The organism is Rhizobium sp. 05N430, assembly GCF_056396985.1.
This window is the reverse complement of record NZ_JBFTMO010000008.1, coordinates 212,912-232,898: the sequence shown is the minus strand read 5'-3', so window position 1 is coordinate 232,898 and position 19,987 is coordinate 212,912. Positions and strand designations below refer to the sequence as shown.

17 protein-coding genes are annotated in these 19,987 nt (G+C 61.2%); 2 read left to right on the top strand and 15 right to left on the bottom strand.

What is annotated here, in order from left to right:
* The first annotated feature begins 14 nt into the window (after positions 1-14).
* On the top strand, positions 15-2,120 hold the full coding sequence (recG, locus tag AC1DJO_RS18535; RefSeq protein WP_477972295.1) for an ATP-dependent DNA helicase RecG: 2,106 nt from the start codon (positions 15-17) through the stop codon (positions 2,118-2,120).
* On the opposite strand, the gene AC1DJO_RS18530 is transcribed toward recG, so the two are convergent.
* From AC1DJO_RS18530 to pcsA, 14 genes are all read right to left on the bottom strand, one after another.
* The gene (locus AC1DJO_RS18530; protein WP_112387414.1) at positions 2,076-2,810 is read right to left on the bottom strand and encodes a DUF502 domain-containing protein; all 735 of its coding nucleotides are present in this window, start codon (positions 2,808-2,810) and stop codon (positions 2,076-2,078) included. The two genes, recG and AC1DJO_RS18530, sit on opposite strands and share 45 nt — an antisense overlap.
* 120 nt (positions 2,811-2,930) lie before the next feature.
* Positions 2,931-4,757, bottom strand: a complete 1,827-nt coding sequence (gene glmS / locus AC1DJO_RS18525) for a glutamine--fructose-6-phosphate transaminase (isomerizing) (RefSeq protein ID WP_477972293.1) — start codon at positions 4,755-4,757, stop codon at positions 2,931-2,933.
* 100 nt (positions 4,758-4,857) lie between these two features.
* On the bottom strand, positions 4,858-6,219 hold the full coding sequence (gene glmU, locus AC1DJO_RS18520) for a bifunctional UDP-N-acetylglucosamine diphosphorylase/glucosamine-1-phosphate N-acetyltransferase GlmU (RefSeq protein WP_477972291.1): 1,362 nt from the start codon (positions 6,217-6,219) through the stop codon (positions 4,858-4,860).
* Positions 6,220-6,310: 91 nt separating this feature from the next.
* Positions 6,311-7,051: a FadR/GntR family transcriptional regulator gene (locus AC1DJO_RS18515; RefSeq protein ID WP_477942870.1), complete on the bottom strand. Its 741-nt coding sequence runs from the start codon at positions 7,049-7,051 to the stop codon at positions 6,311-6,313.
* A gap of 27 nt (positions 7,052-7,078) precedes the next feature.
* Positions 7,079-8,047 (bottom strand): galactofuranose ABC transporter, permease protein YjfF, encoded by a 969-nt coding sequence (yjfF, locus tag AC1DJO_RS18510; RefSeq protein ID WP_477972289.1) that lies wholly within the window; start codon positions 8,045-8,047, stop codon positions 7,079-7,081.
* Positions 8,044-9,054, bottom strand: coding sequence for an ABC transporter permease (locus AC1DJO_RS18505; protein WP_477972287.1), 1,011 nt, complete (start codon positions 9,052-9,054; stop codon positions 8,044-8,046). The genes yjfF and AC1DJO_RS18505 overlap by 4 nt, the downstream gene beginning before the upstream one ends.
* Entirely contained in the window at positions 9,051-10,574 is a 1,524-nt protein-coding gene (ytfR, locus tag AC1DJO_RS18500) for a galactofuranose ABC transporter, ATP-binding protein YtfR (RefSeq protein ID WP_477972285.1), read from the bottom strand. The genes AC1DJO_RS18505 and ytfR overlap by 4 nt, the downstream gene beginning before the upstream one ends.
* A 118-nt stretch (positions 10,575-10,692) precedes the next feature.
* Positions 10,693-11,655 carry a galactofuranose ABC transporter, galactofuranose-binding protein YtfQ gene (gene ytfQ / locus AC1DJO_RS18495; RefSeq protein ID WP_477972283.1) on the bottom strand — a complete coding sequence of 321 codons (963 nt, stop codon included), beginning with the start codon at positions 11,653-11,655 and terminating at the stop codon, positions 10,693-10,695.
* A gap of 149 nt (positions 11,656-11,804) precedes the next feature.
* Positions 11,805-12,875 (bottom strand): BMP family ABC transporter substrate-binding protein, encoded by a 1,071-nt coding sequence (locus AC1DJO_RS18490; RefSeq protein WP_112443912.1) that lies wholly within the window; start codon positions 12,873-12,875, stop codon positions 11,805-11,807.
* A gap of 56 nt (positions 12,876-12,931) precedes the next feature.
* On the bottom strand, positions 12,932-13,852 hold the full coding sequence (locus tag AC1DJO_RS18485) for an ABC transporter permease (protein ID WP_112387423.1): 921 nt from the start codon (positions 13,850-13,852) through the stop codon (positions 12,932-12,934).
* Complete coding sequence (locus AC1DJO_RS18480; RefSeq protein ID WP_477972281.1) at positions 13,849-14,934, bottom strand: ABC transporter permease; 1,086 nt, start codon at positions 14,932-14,934, stop codon at positions 13,849-13,851. Before AC1DJO_RS18480 ends, AC1DJO_RS18485 begins: the two co-directional genes overlap by 4 nt.
* Positions 14,924-16,498, bottom strand: a complete 1,575-nt coding sequence (locus tag AC1DJO_RS18475) for an ABC transporter ATP-binding protein (protein WP_477972280.1) — start codon at positions 16,496-16,498, stop codon at positions 14,924-14,926. The genes AC1DJO_RS18480 and AC1DJO_RS18475 overlap by 11 nt, the downstream gene beginning before the upstream one ends.
* Positions 16,499-16,545: 47 nt before the next feature.
* The gene (locus tag AC1DJO_RS18470; protein ID WP_477972278.1) at positions 16,546-17,526 is read right to left on the bottom strand and encodes a quinone oxidoreductase family protein; all 981 of its coding nucleotides are present in this window, start codon (positions 17,524-17,526) and stop codon (positions 16,546-16,548) included.
* Positions 17,527-17,537: 11 nt separating this feature from the next.
* On the bottom strand, positions 17,538-18,266 hold the full coding sequence (gene pcsA, locus AC1DJO_RS18465; protein ID WP_112387426.1) for a phosphatidylcholine synthase: 729 nt from the start codon (positions 18,264-18,266) through the stop codon (positions 17,538-17,540).
* Positions 18,267-18,511: 245 nt separating this feature from the next.
* Between pcsA and AC1DJO_RS18460 the strand changes: the two genes are divergently transcribed.
* Positions 18,512-19,324, top strand: coding sequence for a ferredoxin--NADP reductase (locus AC1DJO_RS18460; RefSeq protein ID WP_112387494.1), 813 nt, complete (start codon positions 18,512-18,514; stop codon positions 19,322-19,324).
* A 47-nt stretch (positions 19,325-19,371) separates the two neighbouring features.
* Here the strand turns inward: AC1DJO_RS18460 and AC1DJO_RS18455 are convergent, their stop codons facing one another.
* Complete coding sequence (locus AC1DJO_RS18455) at positions 19,372-19,986, bottom strand: GntR family transcriptional regulator (protein ID WP_477972276.1); 615 nt, start codon at positions 19,984-19,986, stop codon at positions 19,372-19,374.
* Position 19,987 lies beyond the last annotated feature (1 nt).

Below are 19,987 nucleotides of genomic sequence, written 5' to 3'. Positions count from 1 at the left end.
CGCATTTTGCCGCCATGCGTCCTACCATTCTCGATCCGCTGTTTTCTCCCGTTTCGGCTCTTGCAGGCGTTGGTCCGAAGATCGCGGAACTGCTGGTCAAGCTGCTCGGCCGCGAGACGCCCGAGGATACGCGGATCGTCGATCTGCTGTTTCATGCGCCGTCTTCAATCGTCGACCGGCGCAATCAGCCGGGCATCGCACGGGCGCCGCAGGGGGCGATCGTGACGATCAACGGGCGGGTCGACCGGCATCAGGCGCCACCGCGCGGCAAGAGCAATATTCCCTACCGGGTGTTCCTGCATGACGAGACCGGCGAGCTTGGCCTCGTGTTCTTCCGCGGGCAGGCCAACTGGCTGGAAAAGCAGCTGCCGCTCGACGAAGAAGTCACCGTCAGCGGCAAGGTCGACTGGTTCAACGGCCGGGCGACGATGGTGCATCCCGATTATATCGTGAAGGCGAGCGAGGCCGAGAACCTGCCGCTGGTCGAGCCTGTTTATCCGCTGACCGCGGGACTATCGCCGAAGACCCTACGCAAGATCATCGAAGCCGGCTTGCCGCGCATGCCCGAACTTCCGGAGTGGATCGATTTGGCCCTGACGCAGAAGCAGGCCCTGCCGACCATTCGCGACAGCTTCCACATGCTGCACGAACCGCAGGATGCGGCCGATATCGATCCGCAAGCACCTGCGCGCCGGCGCCTTGCCTATGACGAATTTCTGGCTGGCCAGCTGTCGCTGAGCCTTGTCCGGCAACGATTGCGGAAAGTCTCCGGTCAGCCCGTAAGTGTTACTGGAGAAATCAGCGGCAAGATATTGCAGTCTCTGCCATTTTCTCGAACAGGGAGCCAGACGCAGGCAATCGCCGAAGTGCTTAAGGATATGGCGAGCGAAGACCGCATGCTGCGCCTTTTGCAGGGCGACGTCGGCTCCGGCAAAACGCTCGTGGCGCTACTGGCGATGGCGGCGGTCATTGAGAGCGGCGGTCAGGCGGTGCTGATGGCACCGACGGAAATCCTGGCGCGGCAGCACCATGCGACGATCTCGAAATTCGGCGCGGCTGCCGGTCTTCGCATCGAGGTGCTGACGGGCCGCACCAAGGGGCGCGAGCGCGAGGACATTCTTGAGCGCATTGCCTCCGGCGAGGCTCAGATCATCATCGGCACGCATGCGCTCTTCCAGGACAGCGTCAGCTACAAGAACCTGATGCTGGCGGTTGTCGACGAGCAGCATCGCTTCGGTGTTCACCAGCGTCTGCGGCTGACCGCCAAGGGAATCTCGCCGCATATGCTGGTCATGACCGCGACCCCCATTCCGCGCACGCTGGTGCTCGCCGCCTTCGGCGACATGGATGTCTCGAAGCTCACCGAGAAGCCGGCGGGGCGCAAGCCGATCCAGACAATCACCATTCCCAACGAACGCACCGGCGACATCGTCCAGCGGCTGAAGAGTGCGTTGGCCGAGGGCAAGAAAGCTTACTGGATCTGCCCGCTGGTGGAAGAATCCGAAGAGCTGGACCTGATGTCCGCCGAAGAGCGGCATTCGACACTGACCTCGGCACTCGGCCCCGGTATCGGACTGATCCACGGGCGCATGAGCGGGCCGGAAAAGGATGCCGTGATGATGGCGTTCAAGAACGGCGAGATCCGGTTGCTGGTGGCGACAACCGTGGTCGAAGTCGGCGTCGATGTTCCTGACGCGACGATCATGGTGATCGAGCATGCCGAGCGTTTCGGGCTTGCGCAGCTGCACCAGCTGCGCGGCCGTGTTGGGCGCGGCGACGAGGCGTCCACCTGCATCCTGCTCTACAAGGGGCCGCTCGGCGAGACAGGGCACGCGCGCTTGACGATCATGCGGGAAACAGAGGATGGCTTCCGCATCGCCGAGGAGGATCTGAAGCTGCGCGGTGAAGGTGAATTGCTCGGCACACGGCAATCTGGAACGCCGGGCTTTCGCATCGCCAGCCTAGAGGCGCATGCCGACCTGCTGGAGATTGCCCGGAAGGACGCGGCCTATCTGATCGAGCGGGATCCGGAACTGACCACCGAGCGCGGACAGGCGGTCCGCACCCTGCTCTATCTATTCCGGCGCGATGAGGCGATCCGCTTTCTTCACGCGGGCTGAGAGCTTCGGCTTGACGTTCGGCTGCGGCTCGGCACCCGGGATAACCGGCAGATGTTCGGGCGTGACCAGGCCGCCTGATATAAGAAGCTTGGCGCCATCCTCGGCACTCATATCCAGCACGACGATCTTTTCTCGCGGCACGAAGATCAGGAAGCCGGCGGTCGGCACCGGCGTCGGCGGCAGGAAGACGCTGACCATGTCCTTGCCCATGGCATTGAACTTCGAGGCGATCTCGCCCTTGGCGTCGGTGGCGATGAAGACGAGAGACCAGAGCCCGGCGCTTGGATATTCGATCAGCCCGACCTTCTTGAAGGAGTTGCTGCGCTCCTTGAGCACCGTCTCGAAGATCTGCTTCACGCTCTTGTAGATGCTGCGCACCAGCGGCACTCGGCGCACCAGCGATTCGCTGAACTGCACGATCGTCTGGCCGATCAGGTTCTTGCCGAGAAAACCGATGATGGTGATGAAGATCATCGCGATCAGCAGGCCGGAGCCCGGGACCGCGAAATTCAGATAGCTGTCCGGATCATAACGGGCCGGAATATAGGGTTTCACCCAGCTGTCGGCCCAGCGCACGACAGACCATGTCAGCCACAGGGTAATAGCGATCGGCGCGCAGATGATGAGGCCCGCGAGGAAGTTGTTTCTGATGCGCGTTGCAATCGGCAAACGGGGAATCTTGTTCGTCATTGCTGGCGATGAGCTCCCTTGAGACTATCGGCTTTCGTGATCCGGCGCTCCCCCGTACCTTCGAAACGAAGCTGCCAGAATTCGGTTCCCCGGACAAGCCTCGTCCGGGGATTTCCAGGTTCACTCCACCGTGACCGACTTGGCAAGGTTGCGCGGCTGATCGACATCGGTGCCCATGAAGACGGCCGTGTGATAGGCGAGCAGCTGGATCGGCAGCGAGAAGATCATCGGGGCGATGATCTCATCGACGTTCGGCAGGGTGATGGTAGCCATGGTCGGCAGCTTCGAGGCGCCGGCACCGGCCTCGTCAGTGATGAAGATGATACGGCCGCCGCGGGCTGCTACTTCCTGCATGTTGGAGACCGTCTTGTCGAAGAAGCGGTCATAAGGGGCGATGACGATGACCGGCATGTTCTCGTCGATCAGTGCGATCGGCCCATGCTTGAGTTCGCCCGCCGCATAGCCTTCGGCGTGGATATAGGAAATTTCCTTGAGCTTCAGCGCGCCTTCCATCGCCAGCGGGAAGCTGGTGCCACGGCCGAGATAGAGCACGTCGCGGCACTTCGAGAGTTCGCGGGAAAGGCTCTCCATCTGCGGCTGGATGAGGTTCAGCACGCGGCTCATGATGCGCGGCATCTCAGCCAGATGCTTGACGAGCTCCTTTTCGTCCTTGGCGGTCAGCGTGCCACGAGCCTTGGCGGCGCCGAGTGCCAGCGAGGCAAGCACGGCCAGCTGGCAGGTGAAGGCCTTGGTCGAGGCAACGCCGATTTCCGGACCGGCCATGATCGGGAAGACGGCATCGGATTCGCGGGCAATCGTCGATTCCCGGACGTTGACGACAGCGCCGATCTTCAGTCCGTTTTCCTTGCAGTAGCGCAGCGATGCCAGCGTATCGGCGGTCTCGCCTGACTGGGAGATGAAGAGCGCGGCCTGTGTCGGTTGCAGCGGCATTTCGCGGTAGCGGAACTCCGAGGCGACGTCGATCTCGACGGGCAGGCGCGCGTAGCGCTCAAACCAGTATTTGCCGACGAGGCCGGCAAGATAGGCCGTGCCGCAGGCGGAGATAGCCAGACTGCTGACCGACTTGAAATCGATACCTGCGGCGTTGGCGCCAACAGTGTTGTCGGCGAAGTTTACGTAGTGGCTAAGCGCGTGGGAGATGACCTCCGGCTGCTCGTAGATTTCCTTCTCCATGAAGTGGCGGTGATTACCCTTGTCGACGACATAGGCCGTCGCCTGGGAAATCTGGCGCGGGCGCTTTACGACGTTGCCGCTGAAATCGAGGATCGTCGCGCCGTCGCGGCTGATGATCGCGCAGTCGCCGTCGACGAGGTAGGTAATCTCGCTGGTGAAGGGAGATAGCGCAATGGCATCCGACCCCAGGAACATCTCGCCCTTGCCGTGACCGATGGCGAGCGGCGGGCCCGAGCGGGCAGCCATGATCGTGTTTGGATGATCCTTCAGCATCACCGCCAGCGCGAAGGCACCAGTGACGCGGTTCAGCATCTTCAGCAGTGCTGCCTGCGGCTGCAGGCCTTCGCGCAGATATTTCGCCATCAGGTGGGCGATGACCTCGGTATCGGTCTGGCTTTCAAAGACCGAACCTTCAGCGGTCAGGTGATCGCGAATTTCCGAGAAGTTTTCGATGATGCCGTTATGAACGACGGCGACGCCGCCGACGAAATGCGGATGGGCGTTGGTCTCGTTCGGAACCCCGTGCGTTGCCCAGCGGGTGTGAGCGATGCCAACAATGCCGTCGAGCGGCTCCGAATCAAGGCGTTTCTCGAGATTGAAAAGTTTGCCCTCGGCCCGGCGGCGATCCATCACGCCGTCATGCACCGTGGCGACACCGGCCGAGTCATAGCCCCGGTATTCCAGGCGCTTCAGCGCATCGACCAAACGCCCGGCAACCGGCTTGCTACCGACGATCCCAACAATACCACACATGAAATTATCCCCAACCGCTTCGAAATAGTGACGCCACTCCTATCGATTTATTCTTATTTCTCAATCGGTCAGGCGGTCACTTTGGATTTCGGGCCGTAACTCAGCCCTTGGCCTTCTTTTGAGCCTTGATCGCCAGCGCCCGCTCGCGCAAAACCTTCGCACGCTCCGGCTTTATTTCCTGGCGCGCACGTCCAAATGCAAGCGCTTCGTCCGGAACATCATCGGTGATGACGCTGCCGGACGCAATGTAGGCGCCATCCCCAATCCGGACAGGTGCAACCAGCGAACTGTTCGACCCAATGAAGGCGTTGGCACCGATCCTGGTCTCGTGCTTGTTCACCCCGTCGTAGTTGCAGGTGATGGTCCCCGCCCCGATATTGGTGTGAGCGCCGACGACGGCGTCGCCGATATAGGTCAGATGGTTGACCTTGGCGCCCTCGGCGATCCTGCCATTCTTCACTTCGCAGAAATTGCCGACCTTCGAGCCTTCGCCGAGATCGGCGCCTGGGCGCAGGCGTGCAAACGGGCCGACCGTGGCGCCGGCGCTGACATGGGCACCCTCGATATGCGAGAAGGCGTGAATGACGGCGCCGCTGTCGATCGCCACACCGGGTCCGAAGATGACGTTCGGTTCGATCAACGCATCCTGGCCGATCACTGTGTCATGCGACAGGAAGACGGTTTCAGGCGCAATCATCGACACGCCTGACAGCATCAGTTCGTGGCGGCGGCGCTCCTGCCAGAGGCGCTCGATGTTAGCGAGCTCGGCGCGGTTGTTGCAGCCGGTCATCTCGACTTCCGGCGCATCGACAGCCGTGACCCGGCCGCCCAGCGAACGGGCGATCTCGACGAGGTCGGTCAGATAGTATTCGCCCTTGGCATTGCTGTTGCCGATCCGGGAAAGCAGATCCAGCGCCTTGCGGCCGTTGATGGCCATCAGGCCGCTGTTGCACCAGTTTACGGTGCGCTCGGCATCGGTCGCGTCCTTCTCTTCGCGGATGGCAATGAGTTCGCCGTCCTTGACCAGCAGACGACCATAGCCTGTCGGCTTATCGGTATGGAAGCCGATGACGACGATGTCGCTGCCATCGGCGAGCCCCTGACGCGCCGCCTTCAGCGGCCCATCGGTCTGCAGCGGAACATCGCCATAGGTGACTAGGATGTCGTCATAGCCGCGGGCGATCGCCTCGCGGGCAGCGAGCACCGCATGACCGGTGCCAAGCCGCTCCTTTTGCAGATGCGCCTCGACGGCAACGCCGCTGACCGATGCGGCTTTTGCCACTTCGTCGGCATCGCGGCCGACGACGAGCGCGACCGACGAAATGCCGGCCTTCGACACGGCATCGACCACATGGGCGATCATCGGCCGGTTGGCCACCGGATGCAGAACCTTCGACTTCGAAGACTTCATGCGGGTGCTGTCACCGGCGGCGAGGATGACGGCAAGGCAGGTGCGTTCCATATGCAGGCTCCGGGAATCCGTTGTTCGACGCTTTTGCTGTGACATAGCAGCAAGGCGAAGCGGCGACAAAGATGAAAAATGGATTACGCCGCTAGGCCGAGGCGCGGTTCATCGTCAGGAAGGCTTCGTGGACGTGATCGCGACCATCGATGATGACGTCTTCCATCGCCTTGCGGGCACCGGCGACATCGCCGGCGGCGATCGCATCGACGATCCGCATATGGGTATCGGCGATATTCGAAAAGCCGTTCTGCGATGGCGGCGTGCTGATGCGGAACATGCCGACAAGGGCTGCCTCGATCAGGCTGCCGAGCGTGCGCAGGAAGGGATTGTGCGATGCATCAGCCACCGCCAGATGGAACCGGAGGTCGGCAAGCGCCAAGCTCTCGGTGGTGTGGCCGGGTTCGGCCATGACCAGCGCAAGCTCACGCAGATGCGCGATGTCATCGCCGGTGGCGCGCTCGGCGACGAGGCCAGCCGCGAAGGGCTCGAATGCAAGGCGGATATCGTAGAGCTGCAGCAGGAATTCTTCGGTGGCGCCGTTATCGAAGTGCCAGGCGATGATCTCGCTGTCGAACATGTTCCAGAGGTTCTTCTCCGTCACACGCGTTCCGACGCGCGCCTTGGCAACGACCATACCCTTGGCGGCAAGCGTCTTCATGGTTTCGCGAAGCACCGTGCGGGAAACCTTGAAGCGCTGGGCGAGCTCCACGTCGCCGGGCAGGATCGAGCCGACCGGATATGTTCCGGCGACCATGGCCCTGCCAAGCTCGTCCACGACCTGTGCGTGGCTTGTCCGTGTCTTCCGCCCCGTTCTGCGGGTATCAATCATTCTGTTGCGCAAGCAACACGTCCTCCGTCAGGCATACCTCTTGTTCAGGCTGGAAAGGAACAGAATGGCCTTCTGCATCAGAATGAATGCAAAGAGCAGAAGCCCGATCAAGATCTTCGTCCACCAGCTCGACAGGGTCCCGTCGAAGGTGATGTATGTCTGAATGAGCCCCTGTATCAGGAGACCGATGAAGGTCCCTGCTACAAATCCTGCACCCCCAGTCAGCAGCGTCCCTCCGATGACGACCGCTGCGATGGCATCGAGCTCGACGCCTACCGCTGCAAGGGAATAACCGGCCGAGGTATAGAGAGAAAAAACGATTCCGGATAGGCCCGCGAGAAAGCCTGAAAGCGCATAGATCTGGATGGTCGTCTTGGCGACCGGAACCCCCATCAGCTCGGCCGTCTGCACTCCGCCGCCAAGCGCATAGACGTTGGCGCCGAAGCGGGTGCGGTGGGCGACGAAGATGCCGGCGATGAAGACGATGAGCATGATGCCGCCGATCAGCGTCAGACGTCCGCCGCCCGGTAGGCGGTAGTAGATGCTGGTCAGCGTCGAATAGTAGTCGTGCTCGATCGGGATGCTGTCGATCGACAGCACATAGGACATGCCGCGCGCCAGGAACATGCCGGCGAGCGTGACGATGAAGGGCGGCATCTTCAGATAGTGGATCACCGCGCCCATCAGCCCGCCGAAGACGGTGGTGATAACAAGCACCAGCACGAAGGCGAGCAGCGGGTGAATGGAGGTGTCGCGCAGGATGACGGCGAGGAAGACGCCGGTGAAGGCGATGACCGAACCGATTGACAGATCGATACCACCGGAAATGATGACGAAGGTCATGCCGACGGCGGCGATGCCAAGGAAGGCGTTGTCGGTCAGAAGGTTTCCGGCAACGCGCGTCGACAGCATGTTGGGGTACTGCAGCGCACAGGCCGCATAGGCCAGGATGAAGATGACGATGGTCGCGAGCAGCGGCAGGTATCGGGAATTCATTTCGGCTGCTCCGCTCTGGACTTGCGGCTGAAGAAGACGGCGGCAGACTGCAGCGCCGGCGACTGAATGATCAGGATCACCAGGATGATCACCGCCTTGATGATGAGGTTGAACTCCGGCGGGAAGCCCGACAGCAGGATGCCTGTGTTGACCGACTGGATGATCATCGCGCCGATCAGCGAACCGAGAATGCTGAACCGCCCGCCGAGCAGCGAATTGCCGCCGACGACGACTGCCAGGATGGCATCGAGCTCCAGCCAGAGCCCGGCATTGTTGGCATCCGCGCCCTTGATATCGGCGGCAACGATGATCCCGGCGATGGCAGCGCAAAGGCCGCTCAGCATGTAGACGGCCATCAACAAGACGGGCGTGCGAACGCCGGAAAGCGTGCTCGCTCTGTGGTTTATGCCAACTGCTTCAACCAGCATGCCAAGAGCGGTGCGGCGAACCAGCGCGATCACGATCGCCCCGGCCACCAGCCAGATGACGACGGGCATCGGCAGGAAGGCGAAGGAGCCGCTGCCGAAGAAGATCAGGCCGGGATCGTTGAAGGTCATGATCACCCCTTCGGTGATCAGCTGGGCGATGCCGCGTCCGGCGACCATCAGCACCAGTGTGGCGATGATCGGCTGAATGTTGAGGACGGCAACGAGGAAGCCATTCCAGACCCCGCACAGCAGACCGACGACAAGGGCCGCAACCAGCGTATAGCCGAGCGAGTTTCCTGAGACGATCGAGGAAGCCGCGACCGCGCCGCAGATGGCGATGACGGCGCCGACCGAGAGATCGATCCCCTTGGTGGCGATCACGAGCGTCATGCCGATCGCCAGCAGCGCCACCGGCGCCCCGCGGTTCAGCACATCGATCAAACTGCCATAGAGGCGGTCATTTTGAATAACGACATTAAAAAATTGCGGGAACATGATGAAATTCAACAAAAGAATGACAGCAAGCGCAATCAATTGCGGCGCCAGGCGTATGGCAAGCGCCTTCAGCGAGGAACTCATGCATCCTCCGTTTTCTTGTCAGCCGCAGCGATGGCATCGACGATGCCGGATGCGGTTATGCGGTCGCCTGTCAGCTCGGCAATATGCTCGCGGTCACGCAGCACGATGACGCGCGAGCTGTAGGCGACGAGCTCTTCCAGTTCGGATGAAATGACGATCAGCGACATGCCCTTGGCGCAGAGCTCTTCGATCAGCCGGATGATCTCTGCATGGGCGCCGACATCGATACCGCGTGTCGGCTCGTCGAGGATCAAGAAATCCGGATTGGTGGCCAACCAGCGCGCCAGAATGGCCTTCTGCTGGTTCCCCCCTGACAGCAGCCGGATCGGCTTCTCTCGATCCGTGGTGCGGATATCCAGCGCCTTGATATATTGGTCGGCCAGCGCATTCTGCTCGCTGCGGGAGAGCGGCCTCGCCCAGCCGCGGCGGGCCTGAAGCGCGAGCGCGATATTCTCGCGGATCGACAGGTCGCCGATGATGCCATCGGTCTTGCGATCCTCCGGGCAGAAGCCGAAGCCATGGCGGATCGCCGCCCTCGGGTTGGCCAGCGCTACCGGCTTGCCGTCAACTTCGGCCTTGCCGCTATCAGCATTCTCGATGCCGAACAGCAATTCCGCAGTCTCGGTGCGGCCGGATCCGAGGAGACCAGCGATGCCGACGACTTCCCCGACACGCACATCGAGATCGAAGGGCTTCACCTTGCCGCGCTTGCCATAGCCTTCGAAGTGATACTTGACGGCGCCGGCGGCGATGCTGCGCTCCTTGGCGGCCTCTTCGGCATGGGCCAGTTCGCGGCCGAGCATCATCGAGATCAGCCCCTGCCGCGGCAGGTCCGTCTTGTCGCGGGTGCCGACCAGCTTGCCGTTGCGCAGCACGGTGATGCGATCACTGATCTCATAAACCTGCTCAAGGAAGTGGGTAATGAAAACAATGCCTAGTCCCCGCTCCTTCAAGTTCTTGATGATGCCGAAGAGCATCGCCACTTCCTGGGTGTCCAGGCTGGCGGTCGGCTCGTCGAGGATCAGGACCTTGCCTGAGAGATCGACGGCGCGGGCAATGGCGATGACCTGCTGCACGGCGACCGAGAAGCGATCGAGCTGTGCGGTGACGTCGATGGTAAGACCGTATTGTGCCAGCAGGTCGCGCGCCTGGCGGTTCATGGCGCGGTTATCCAGCATGCCGAAGCGGCGCGGCTGGCGGCCGAGAAACAGGTTCTCCGCGACGCTGAGATTGGCGAGGAGGTTGACCTCCTGATAGACGGTGCCGATGCCGAGCTTTTGAGCTGCCAGCGTATCGGCAGGATCGATGTGGTTGCCGTCGAGGGTCAGCGTGCCTTCGTCGCGGCGATAGGCGCCCGTCATGCATTTGATCAGCGTCGACTTGCCTGCCCCGTTTTCGCCGAGCAGCGCATGCACTTCGCCCTTGCGCAGCGTGAAATCAACCTTGTCCAGCGCTACCGCGCCGGGGAAGAATTTCGATATGCCTGACGCGACGAGGACGTTCTCGAAATCGTGAATCATGGTCCGGTCTTTTCCTGATATTCAGCCGTCTTGCCGTTGCAGGCGCGGGACATGATGTCCCGCGTGCAGAGGCAGGTCCGCACCGGCCCATGATGGGCCGGTGCGGGTTCAGTGCCGATCAGTAACCGAGACCCTTCTTGGACTCGTAGACCTTCTTCGGATCGTCAGCCTGGGTGTAGAGCTTCGATTCCGTCTGGATCCACTTCGGCGGTGCCTTCTTGTCCTTCAGGTAGGCGTCGAGGGCCTCGAAGGCCGGGCCTGCCATGTTCGGCGTCAGCTCGACGGTCGCGTTGGCCTCACCTGCGGCCATCGCCGTGAAGATATCCGGAACCGAGTCGATCGAGACGACGAGGATGTCCTTGCCTGGCTTCAGCCCGGCTTCCTTGATCGCCTGGATGCCGCCGACGGCCATATCGTCGTTATGGGCGTAGAGGGCGCAGATATCCTTGCCGCCATTTTCAGCCTTCAGGAAGCTTTCCATGACTTCCTTGCCCTTGGCACGGGTGAAGTCACCCGTCTGGCTGCGGACGATCTTGAAGTTCTTGTGGCCGGCAATGGCTTCCTCGAAGCCCTTCTTGCGGGCGATCGCCGGCGAGGAGCCGGTTGTGCCCTGAAGCTCGACGACGTTGCACTTCTTGTCGCCGACATTCTTGACGAGCCAGTCGCCGGCAACCTTGCCTTCGTGGATCTGGTCCGATGTCACAGCCGTCAGATAGAGGTCATCCGGAGCCTTGATCGTGCGGTCGAGAAGGATGACCGGGATTTCGGCTTCCTTGGCTTCCTTCAGAACGTCGTCCCAGCCGGTTTCGACAACCGGTGCGAGAAGGATGGCATTAACGCCCTGTGCGATGAAGGAGCGGATCGCCTTGATCTGGTTTTCCTGCTTCTGCTGAGCATCGGAGAACTTCAGGTCGATGCCACGCTTCTCGGCTTCCTGCTTGGTGACGGTCGTCTCCGCCGCACGCCAGCCCGACTCCGAGCCGATCTGCGAAAAGCCGACGACGAGCTGGGCCGCGTTGGCCGAACCGAACATGCAGGCAGCCAAAACCGTGGCACTCAAAAGTGCAGTTTTCAATTTCATGATTGTCTCTCCCAATTGCCGCTCCTCGCGGCAGGTTCAAAAAATCATATAGTATTACTTTTGTAAATGGACATTTTAGCATGCGCTGCAGCAAAAAAAGGCGCCCCTTTCGGAGCGCCTTTCGCAATCGCAAAAGTTGCGGCCAGATATTACTGCGGCAGCTTGTCGTCGACGCCCTCGACATAGAAGTTCATGCCAAGCAGCGTGCCGTCGTCAGCCTTTTCGCCAGCCTTGAGCCACGGCGTACCGTCCTGCTTGTTGATCGGACCGGTGAAGGGATGCAGCTCGCCGGACTTGATCTTGGCTTCGGTTTCCTCGGCCATCTTCTTCACGTCATCCGGCATGTTCGTGTAGGGCGCCATCTTCAGGATGTTATCCTTCAGACCATCCCAGCTCTGCTCGGACTTCCAGGTGCCGTCGAGCAGCGCGTGCACGCGCTTGGAGTAGTAGTTGCCCCAGGTATCGACGATTGCCGTCAGCTGCGCCTTGGGGCCGGCTGCGATCATGTCGGATGCCTGACCGAAAGCGTGAATGCCGCGCTCTTCGGCAACCTGCATCGGCGCGGTCGTGTCGGTGTGCTGGGTCAGAACATCGACACCCTGGTCGATCATCGCCTTGGCAGCGTCGGCTTCCTTGCCCGGGTCGAACCAGGTGTTCACCCAGATGACCTTGAGCTTGAAGCTCGGATCGACGGACTTTGCGCCCTGTTCGAAAGCGTTGATACCCATCACGACTTCAGGGATCGGGAAGGAAGCGATGTAGGCCGCGCCGTGCTTCTTCGACGTCTTGGCGGCGATCTGGCCGAGGATGTAACGGCCTTCATAGAAGCGCGAGTTGTAGGTCGCGAGATTCGGGCCGGACTTGTAGCCGGTGCCGTGCTCGAACTTCACATCCGGGAACTTGGCGGCAACCTTGACGGTCGCATCCATGAAGCCGAAGGAGGTGGTGAAGATCAGCTTGCAGCCCGAACGGGCGAGACGCTCGATGGCGCGCTCTGCATCCGGACCTTCCGGAACGTTTTCGAGGTAAGGCGTGTCGATCTTGTCGCCGAATTCCTTCTGGATCTGCTGGCGGCCGAGATCATGTGCCTGCGAGTAGCCGCCGTCGGTGTGCGAACCGACATAGACGAAGCAGATCTTGGTCTTGTCCGCAGCCTGAGCCGAGCCGACGCTGATCAGCGCGGCAGCGGAAGCGGCGAGTGCGAGTGCTATTTTCTTCATGGTGACCCCTGTTGGTTTTGAAGAGATTTCCGGAAACCCGTCTGATTCTTGTTCTTCTATCGCTCCGGTACGAAGGCTTTGCCAAGCGACGCGGGCGTGTTGATCAACGTCGTGCGCCGATTATGAGAAATGATGATGAGAACCACAATAGTGGCCGCATAGGGCAGCATCGACAGGAACTGCGCCGGGATACCAATGCCGAAGGCCTGGGCATGCAGCTGCAGGATCGTCACGGCGCCGAAGAGATAACCGCCGGCAAAGACGCGCAGCGGCCGCCAGGAGGCAAAGACGACCAGCGCCAGCGTGATCCAGCCGCGCCCGGATGACATGTTCTCCACCCATTGCGGCGTATAGACCAGCGACAGCTGAGCACCGGCCAGACCGGCGCAGGCGCCGCCGAAGATGACGGCGAGATAACGGGTTCTGATGACATTGATGCCGAGTGCATGGGCCGAGGCGTGATTATCGCCGATGGCGCGCAGCTTCAGCCCGGCACGGCTGCGGAACAGGAACCAGCTGACACCGATCAGCAGTGCGATCGACAGGTAGAAAGTCAGGTCCTGGCGGAAGAGCACCGAGCCGATCACCGGAATGTCAGACAGGAACGGGAACACGATCGGGCTCAGCCGGATACCGGGGACGCTGACGAAGGATTCGCCGAGCATGCCTGAAACACCGAGGCCGAGGATGGTCAGCGCCAGACCTGTCGCGACCTGGTTGGCGACCAGCGTCAGCGTCAGGAAGCCGAAGAGCAACGAGAACAGCGCACCGGCGGCGATGCCGCAGATCAGGCCGATATAGGGCGAACCGCTCAACTGCGCACCGGCAAAGGCGGCGACAGCACCCATGATCATCATGCCCTCGACGCCGAGGTTCAGCACGCCGGAGCGCTCCGCCACCAGTTCGCCGAGTGCCGCGATGACGAGCGGTGTGGAGGCGGTGATGACAGTGAGCAGAATGGCTTCGAAGATGCTCATGCCGCACCTCCCCGGACCCGCGACCAGATGATGCGGATCTTGTAGTAAATGAGCGTGTCGCAGGAGAGCACGAAGAACAGCAGCAGCCCCTGGAAGACGCGCGTCACCTTGTCGGAAACGCCGATTGAGAGCTGCGCCGCCTCGCCGCCGAGATAGGTCAGCGCCAGCACCAGGCCGGAGAGAATGATGCCGAGCGGGTTCAGGCGCCCAAGGAAAGCGACGATGATTGCGGTGAAGCCGTAGCCCGGCGAGATCGCCGGCTGCAGATGGCCGATCGAGCCGGAGACTTCCGAAATACCGGCAAGGCCTGCAAGCGCGCCGGAGAAGAGGAAGCCGAACCAGATCATCCGCTTCGAGGAAAATCCTGCAAAGCGCCCTGCCCGTTCCGACTGGCCGAGGACGACAACCTCGAAGCCCTTCAGCGTGTATTTCACCATGAACCAGACAAGAATTGCCGCCACGATCGCGAAGATGAAGGCCCAGTGGGCTCGTCCGGATTCTTCCCAGATGGCCGGAAGCGTCGCCTCCGGCGGGAAGCTGACGCTCTCAGGGAAATTGAAGCCCTGTGGATTGCGCCAGCGGCCGCGGATCAGCCAGTCGAGGAACAGTTGGGCGATATAGACCAGCATCAGCGATGTCAGGATCTCGTTGGTATTGAAATGTGCCTTCAGCAGCGCCGGGATCGCGGCAAACAGAGCGCCGCCGATCGCGCCCATGATCAGCATCAGCGGCAGCACCATCGGCGAATGCCATTCGGTGAAGACGATCGGCAGGATCGAGCCGGTGATGGCGCCGACCGTGAACTGACCTTCGGCACCGATATTCCAGTTGTTGGAGCGATAACAGACCGACAGGCCGACGGCGATCAGGATCAGCGGTGCGGCCTTGATCGCCAGCTCATGCAGCGACCAGACCTCGAGCAGCGGCTCGATGAAGAAGGCGTCTAGCGCCTGGATCGGATCCTTTCCAAGGATCGCAAACATGATGGCACCGGCGATCAGCGTCAGTGCCAAAGCCAGCAGCGGCGAGACGAAAGCGTATAGCTTCGAGACCTGCGGGCGCTTTTCGAGTTCAATGCGCATGTGCGGCCTCCGCAGCGGACTTGCTGTCGTGCAGGCCGCCCATCAGCAGGCCGATCTTTTCGCGCGTCAGTTCGCCTGCCGGGAACGGTGGCGACAGACGTCCCTCGGAGATGACGGCGATCTCGGTTGCCACCTCGAAGATCTCGTCGAGATCCTGGCTGATGACGATGACGGCCGAACCTGCGCGCGCCAGATCGACAAGCGCCTGGCGGATGCGGCTTGCCGCACCGGCATCGACGCCCCAGGTCGGCTGGTTGACGACGAGCACGGCCGGCTGGCGGTCGAGTTCGCGGCCGACGATGAATTTCTGCAGATTGCCGCCCGACAGCGATCCGGCTGTGGGATCCTCGCCGCTCTTGCGCACGTCCATCGCTTCGGAGATGCGGCGAGCCGCATTCTTGACCGCGCCGTGGCGGATGACGCCGAGAAAGCCGCCGCCGAGGAACGACTTGCGGTCGGACTGGCAGCGCGCCAGGACGAGATTGTCGGAAAGCTTCATGGCGGAGACAGCCGCGTGACCGTGGCGTTCCTCGGGAACGAAGCCTGCGCCCAGCAGGCGGCGCGCGGTAATCCCGACGTTGCCCACCGGCTTGCTGCGAATGACGACGGCCGATGGCTCGGAGACCGGATACTCGCCCGACAGCGCATCGAAGAGCTCGCCCTGGCCATTTCCGGCAACACCGGCGATCGCCAGGATTTCACCGGAACGCACCGCAAGCGAAACGTCCCTCAGCGGCATCGCGAAGGGCGTGCGCGCGGCGACAGACAGGCTGGTGACAGCAAGCTGGACTTCGCCCTTGTTGCCGCGATCGGGGTGGGTGACGGCTGCGACATCGCTGCCGACCATCATGCGGGCAAGCGATGCCGGCGTCTCCTGCTTTGGATCGCAGGCACCCGTCACCTTGCCGTGGCGCAGGACGGTGGCGCGATCACAGATGCGCTGCACTTCCTCGAGACGATGGCTGATATAGAGAACCGACCGGCCCTCGGCCTTGAGCTTGAAAAGCGTTTCGAACAGCTTGTCGGCTTCCTGCGGCGTCAGCACTGATGTCGGTTCGTCGAGAATGATCAGCTTGGGGTTCTGCAGCAATGCGCGGACAATCTCGATACGCTGGCGCTCGCCAACCGAGAGATCGGCAACATGGGCATGCGGATCGAGCGGCAGACCGTAAGCTGCCGACAGCGTGCGCGCCTCTTCGGCGATCTTGCCGATCGGAATGGTGTCAGCGAGGGAAAGCGCGATGTTTTCGGCAACAGTCAGCGCCTCAAACAGCGAGAAGTGCTGAAAGACCATGCCGATGCCGAGATTACGGGCTTCGCCGGGAGAGCCGATCGAGACCGACTTGCCTTGCCAGAGGATGTGACCTGCCGTCGGCTCCAGCACGCCGAACAGCATTTTCACCAGGGTCGATTTTCCCGCACCGTTTTCCCCAAGCAATGCATGGATTTCGCCGGGCGCAATATCGAGGTCGATTTCATTGCAGGCAGCAAAACTGCCAAAATGCTTGGTCAGCTTCTGGACCGACAGTAACGCACCAGACGACGGCGCATTGGATGACGACACGTTCCCCTCATTTCTCTCTGCCGATCCGTCCTTTTTGCACGGAATCCCTATGGGATCAGCAGCGTAGTTCCAGTCGTTTTTCTTGTTTCCAGATCCGTGTGAGCCCGTCCCACCTCACGCAACGGATAGGTTTGATTGATATTGATACGCACTTTGTTGCTCAGCACAACAGCAAATAGCGCGTTTGCACAATCCTTAAGCTCCTGCGGTGTCGCAATATAGCTGAAGAGCGTCGGCCGGGTGGCGTAGAGCGAGCCCCGTTGCGCCAGCGCCGACATGGTGAAGTTCTCGATGGCGCCCGAGGACTGGCCGAAGGAAACGAACAGGCCGCGCGGCTTCAGGCAGTCGAGCGATTGCGGGAAGGTGTCGCGGCCGATGGAGTCATAGACGACGTCAACGCCCTTGCCCGCGGTGATTTCCTTCACGCGGTCGAGGAAGTTTCCGGACTTGTAGTTGATGACGTGGTCATAGCCGTATTCCAGCGCCAGCTTGACCTTGTCGTCGGAACCGGCCGTGCCGATGACCGTTGCGCCAAGCGCCCTCGCCCACTGCCCGGCAATCAGACCGACGCCGCCGGCAGCAGCGTGAAACAGCAGCACTGTTTCAGGGCCGACCTTGAAGGTTCGGTTCAGGAGATACTCGGCGGTCATGCCCTTCAGCATCATCGCCGCCGCGGTCTCCAGGCTGACACCGTCGGGAACCTTGACGAGATGCTTCGTCTCGACATTGCGCTCGACGCTATAAGCGCCGTCCGCGCCGGCATAGGCAACGCGGTCGCCGACGGCAAAATCGGTGAGACCGGGCCCGACCGCTGTGATCGTTCCTGCGGCTTCCTTGCCGGTAACGAAGGGCAGATGCGGCGCCTTGTAGGTGCCATCGCGGAAATAGACGTCGATGAAATTCAGGCCGATTGCGGCATGCTTCAACTGCACTTCACCTGCAGATGGCGGCGGCAGATCGACATCGACATATTCCAGAACCTCTGGTCCGCCGTTGCGGCTGAATGCGACTGCCTTCGTCTGTGCCATCGTGCCTGTCCTTATGCCGATTTTCCGAGCGCCGGGAAAAACTGCAGCACGGCGCCGATGCAATAGAGATAGATACCGCTGATGATGAAGAGAACAACAGCCCAGTGCGGAATGCTGAAATGCATCAGCAGCGCATAGATGCCGATCGCCGACCAGAGGAAGAAGACGCCGAGATTGAGCGGCCGCAGCCGCTTGACGCGGACCGGATGCAGGAAGTTGATCGGCAGGAAGGTCAGCACCACAGAAACCGTGACAACGATCATCGCGGTCAAGGCGCTGGCATCCATGACGAACAATGTGAAGACGATCATGTTCCAGACGACAGGGAAGCCGGAGAAGAAATACTCCTCCGTCTTCATGCCCATGTCGGCATAATAGATGGCACTGGAGACGACGATCATGCCGGCCGCGGCAAAAGACCAGGGCTCGCCGATCATGCCGCTCTGATAGAGCGCAAAGGCTGGCAGCAGCACGTAGGTGACGTAGTCGATGATGTTGTCGAGCGTATCGCCAGACCAGTTGGGCAGCACTTCCTTGACGCGGACCTTGCGGGCGATCGGGCCGTCGATACCATCGACGAGCAGTGCCAGACCCAGCCACCAGAACATATCGATGAAGCGATGCTCGGCAGCGGCGACGACACCGAGAAAAGCCAGAAACGAGCCGGAAGCCGTCAGAATGTGGACGGAAAAGGCGCGCATCTCCGCATAGGGCACGCGCTTGTAATTGAAAATCTTCATGTTTCCCCGTACCGCCTGCCGCCCCCATTACTACCGGGCGCGTTTTGGCCCTAATATGCATCCTTTGCCCCGCTCCGCCAGATCAAAAGCGAAAAGAGCCCACAGGGCATTGAATCATGAGAATGACATGCATATTTCGCGGCTGGCACGCGGCAGAGAATGGATTGCCTTTAATTTGCGGTGGTTTTGTAATATCAGCCTCGCAATAGAATTATCGTGCGATGAATACGGGATCCGATACCGAAATGAACGCCCCTGCAAAGACCGAAGACTTCGCCTCCTCCATTCCGGCAAACGTCTATGCCGAAACGGTGCTGAGCGTCACGCATTATACCGACCGGCTGTTCCGCTTCACGATGACCCGGCCGCAGGGCTTCCGTTTCCGCTCCGGCGAGTTTGCGATGATCGGCCTGATGGTCGAAGGCAAGCCGGTGTTCCGCGCCTATTCGATCGCGAGCCCCGCCTGGGCCGAAGAACTCGAGTTCTTCTCGATCAAGGTTCCCGATGGTCCGCTGACCTCGCATCTGCAGGGCATCAAGCCCGGCGACCAGGTGCTGATGCGCAAGAAGCCGACCGGTACGCTGGTTCTCGATGCACTGACCCCCGGCAAGCGTCTCTACATGTTCTCGACCGGCACTGGCATTGCGCCCTTCGCCAGCCTGATCCGCGATCCTGAGACCTACGAAAAGTTCGAGGAAGTCATCCTCACCCACACGACCCGCGACGTCGCCGAACTGAAATACGGCTTCGACCTCGTTGACGAGATCCGCAACGACGAACTGCTCAGCGAAGTCGTCGGTGACAAGCTGCGTCACTACGCGACCGTTACCCGCGAGGACTTCGAGCGCACCGGCCGCATCACCGACCTGATTGAATCCGGCAAGCTCTTCACCGATCTCGGCATTCCGCCGATCGATCCGGCCATCGACCGCGGCATGATCTGTGGCTCCTCTGCGATGCTGAAGGACACCAAGGAATTGCTGGAAAAGGCTGGCCTTGAAGAAGGCGCCAACAGCAAGCCGGCCGAATTCGTCATCGAGCGTGCTTTCGTCGGCTGACACGCCCCATCAGATTGTTTCGAACGGCTCCGGAAACGGGGCCGTTTTCATTTCTGGCTGAGATAGTCGATCAGCACCACCATGGTGTCGCGCGCCTCATCGGTGCGCGCCTCGCGGATCGCCTCAATCGTGGCGGCATGCAGAGCGATGGAGCGCTCCATGCGCGACGGATTGGCCGTCGAGTACCAGATCCGGCGCGAATGCGTCTGTACCGCGCCGAGCGCCGCGGTGATGAACTGGTTGGGACAGGCTTCCTCGAGGATTTCGTCGAAAGCCTTGTCGGCAGCGAAAAAGGCGGCGAGATCGCCGCTATCTGCGCAGGCCCGCATGGCGCTCTCGCACGCCGCCAGAGCAATTCGATGGTCGTCACCGGCATGTTCGGCGACGAGGGAGGCAGCAATCGGCTCCAGTTCGCGGCGCACCTGCATGACGCTTGYATGATCACCCGGCGCGATCTCGGCGATCTGCAAACCGACACGCGGGCGCACCACGATCAGGCCCTGCCAGGCAAGCTTCTGGATCGCCTCGCGAACCGGGGTACGACCGTGGCCGGTCATGTCGATCAGCTGCCGTTCCGTCACCAGAGCACCCGGCTTCAGCGCAAGCGTGACGATCGCGTGCTCCAGCGCCAGATAGGATTGGTGGCTTTGCGAGTTCTGCATC

Bases quoted from the DNA above. Each gene is read 5' to 3' on its own strand.
- ytfQ (WP_477972283.1), bottom strand. From the start codon at position 11,655: ATGAAATTGAAAACTGCACTTTTGAGTGCCACGGTTTTGGCTGCCTGC.
- pcsA (WP_112387426.1), bottom strand. From the start codon at position 18,266: ATGAAGATTTTCAATTACAAGCGCGTGCCCTATGCGGAGATGCGCGCC.
- AC1DJO_RS18530 (WP_112387414.1), bottom strand. From the start codon at position 2,810: ATGACGAACAAGATTCCCCGTTTGCCGATTGCAACGCGCATCAGAAAC.
- AC1DJO_RS18490 (WP_112443912.1), bottom strand. From the start codon at position 12,875: ATGAAGAAAATAGCACTCGCACTCGCCGCTTCCGCTGCCGCGCTGATC.
- AC1DJO_RS18470 (WP_477972278.1), bottom strand. From the start codon at position 17,526: ATGGCACAGACGAAGGCAGTCGCATTCAGCCGCAACGGCGGACCAGAG.
- glmS (WP_477972293.1), bottom strand. From the start codon at position 4,757: ATGTGTGGTATTGTTGGGATCGTCGGTAGCAAGCCGGTTGCCGGGCGT.
- AC1DJO_RS18515 (WP_477942870.1), bottom strand. From the start codon at position 7,051: ATGATTGATACCCGCAGAACGGGGCGGAAGACACGGACAAGCCACGCA.
- AC1DJO_RS18480 (WP_477972281.1), bottom strand. From the start codon at position 14,934: ATGCGCATTGAACTCGAAAAGCGCCCGCAGGTCTCGAAGCTATACGCT.
- yjfF (WP_477972289.1), bottom strand. From the start codon at position 8,047: ATGAATTCCCGATACCTGCCGCTGCTCGCGACCATCGTCATCTTCATC.
- AC1DJO_RS18460 (WP_112387494.1), top strand. From the start codon at position 18,512: ATGAACGCCCCTGCAAAGACCGAAGACTTCGCCTCCTCCATTCCGGCA.
- AC1DJO_RS18505 (WP_477972287.1), bottom strand. From the start codon at position 9,054: ATGAGTTCCTCGCTGAAGGCGCTTGCCATACGCCTGGCGCCGCAATTG.
- glmU (WP_477972291.1), bottom strand. From the start codon at position 6,219: ATGGAACGCACCTGCCTTGCCGTCATCCTCGCCGCCGGTGACAGCACC.
- recG (WP_477972295.1), top strand. From the start codon at position 15: ATGCGTCCTACCATTCTCGATCCGCTGTTTTCTCCCGTTTCGGCTCTT.
- AC1DJO_RS18485 (WP_112387423.1), bottom strand. From the start codon at position 13,852: ATGAGCATCTTCGAAGCCATTCTGCTCACTGTCATCACCGCCTCCACA.
- ytfR (WP_477972285.1), bottom strand. From the start codon at position 10,574: ATGATTCACGATTTCGAGAACGTCCTCGTCGCGTCAGGCATATCGAAA.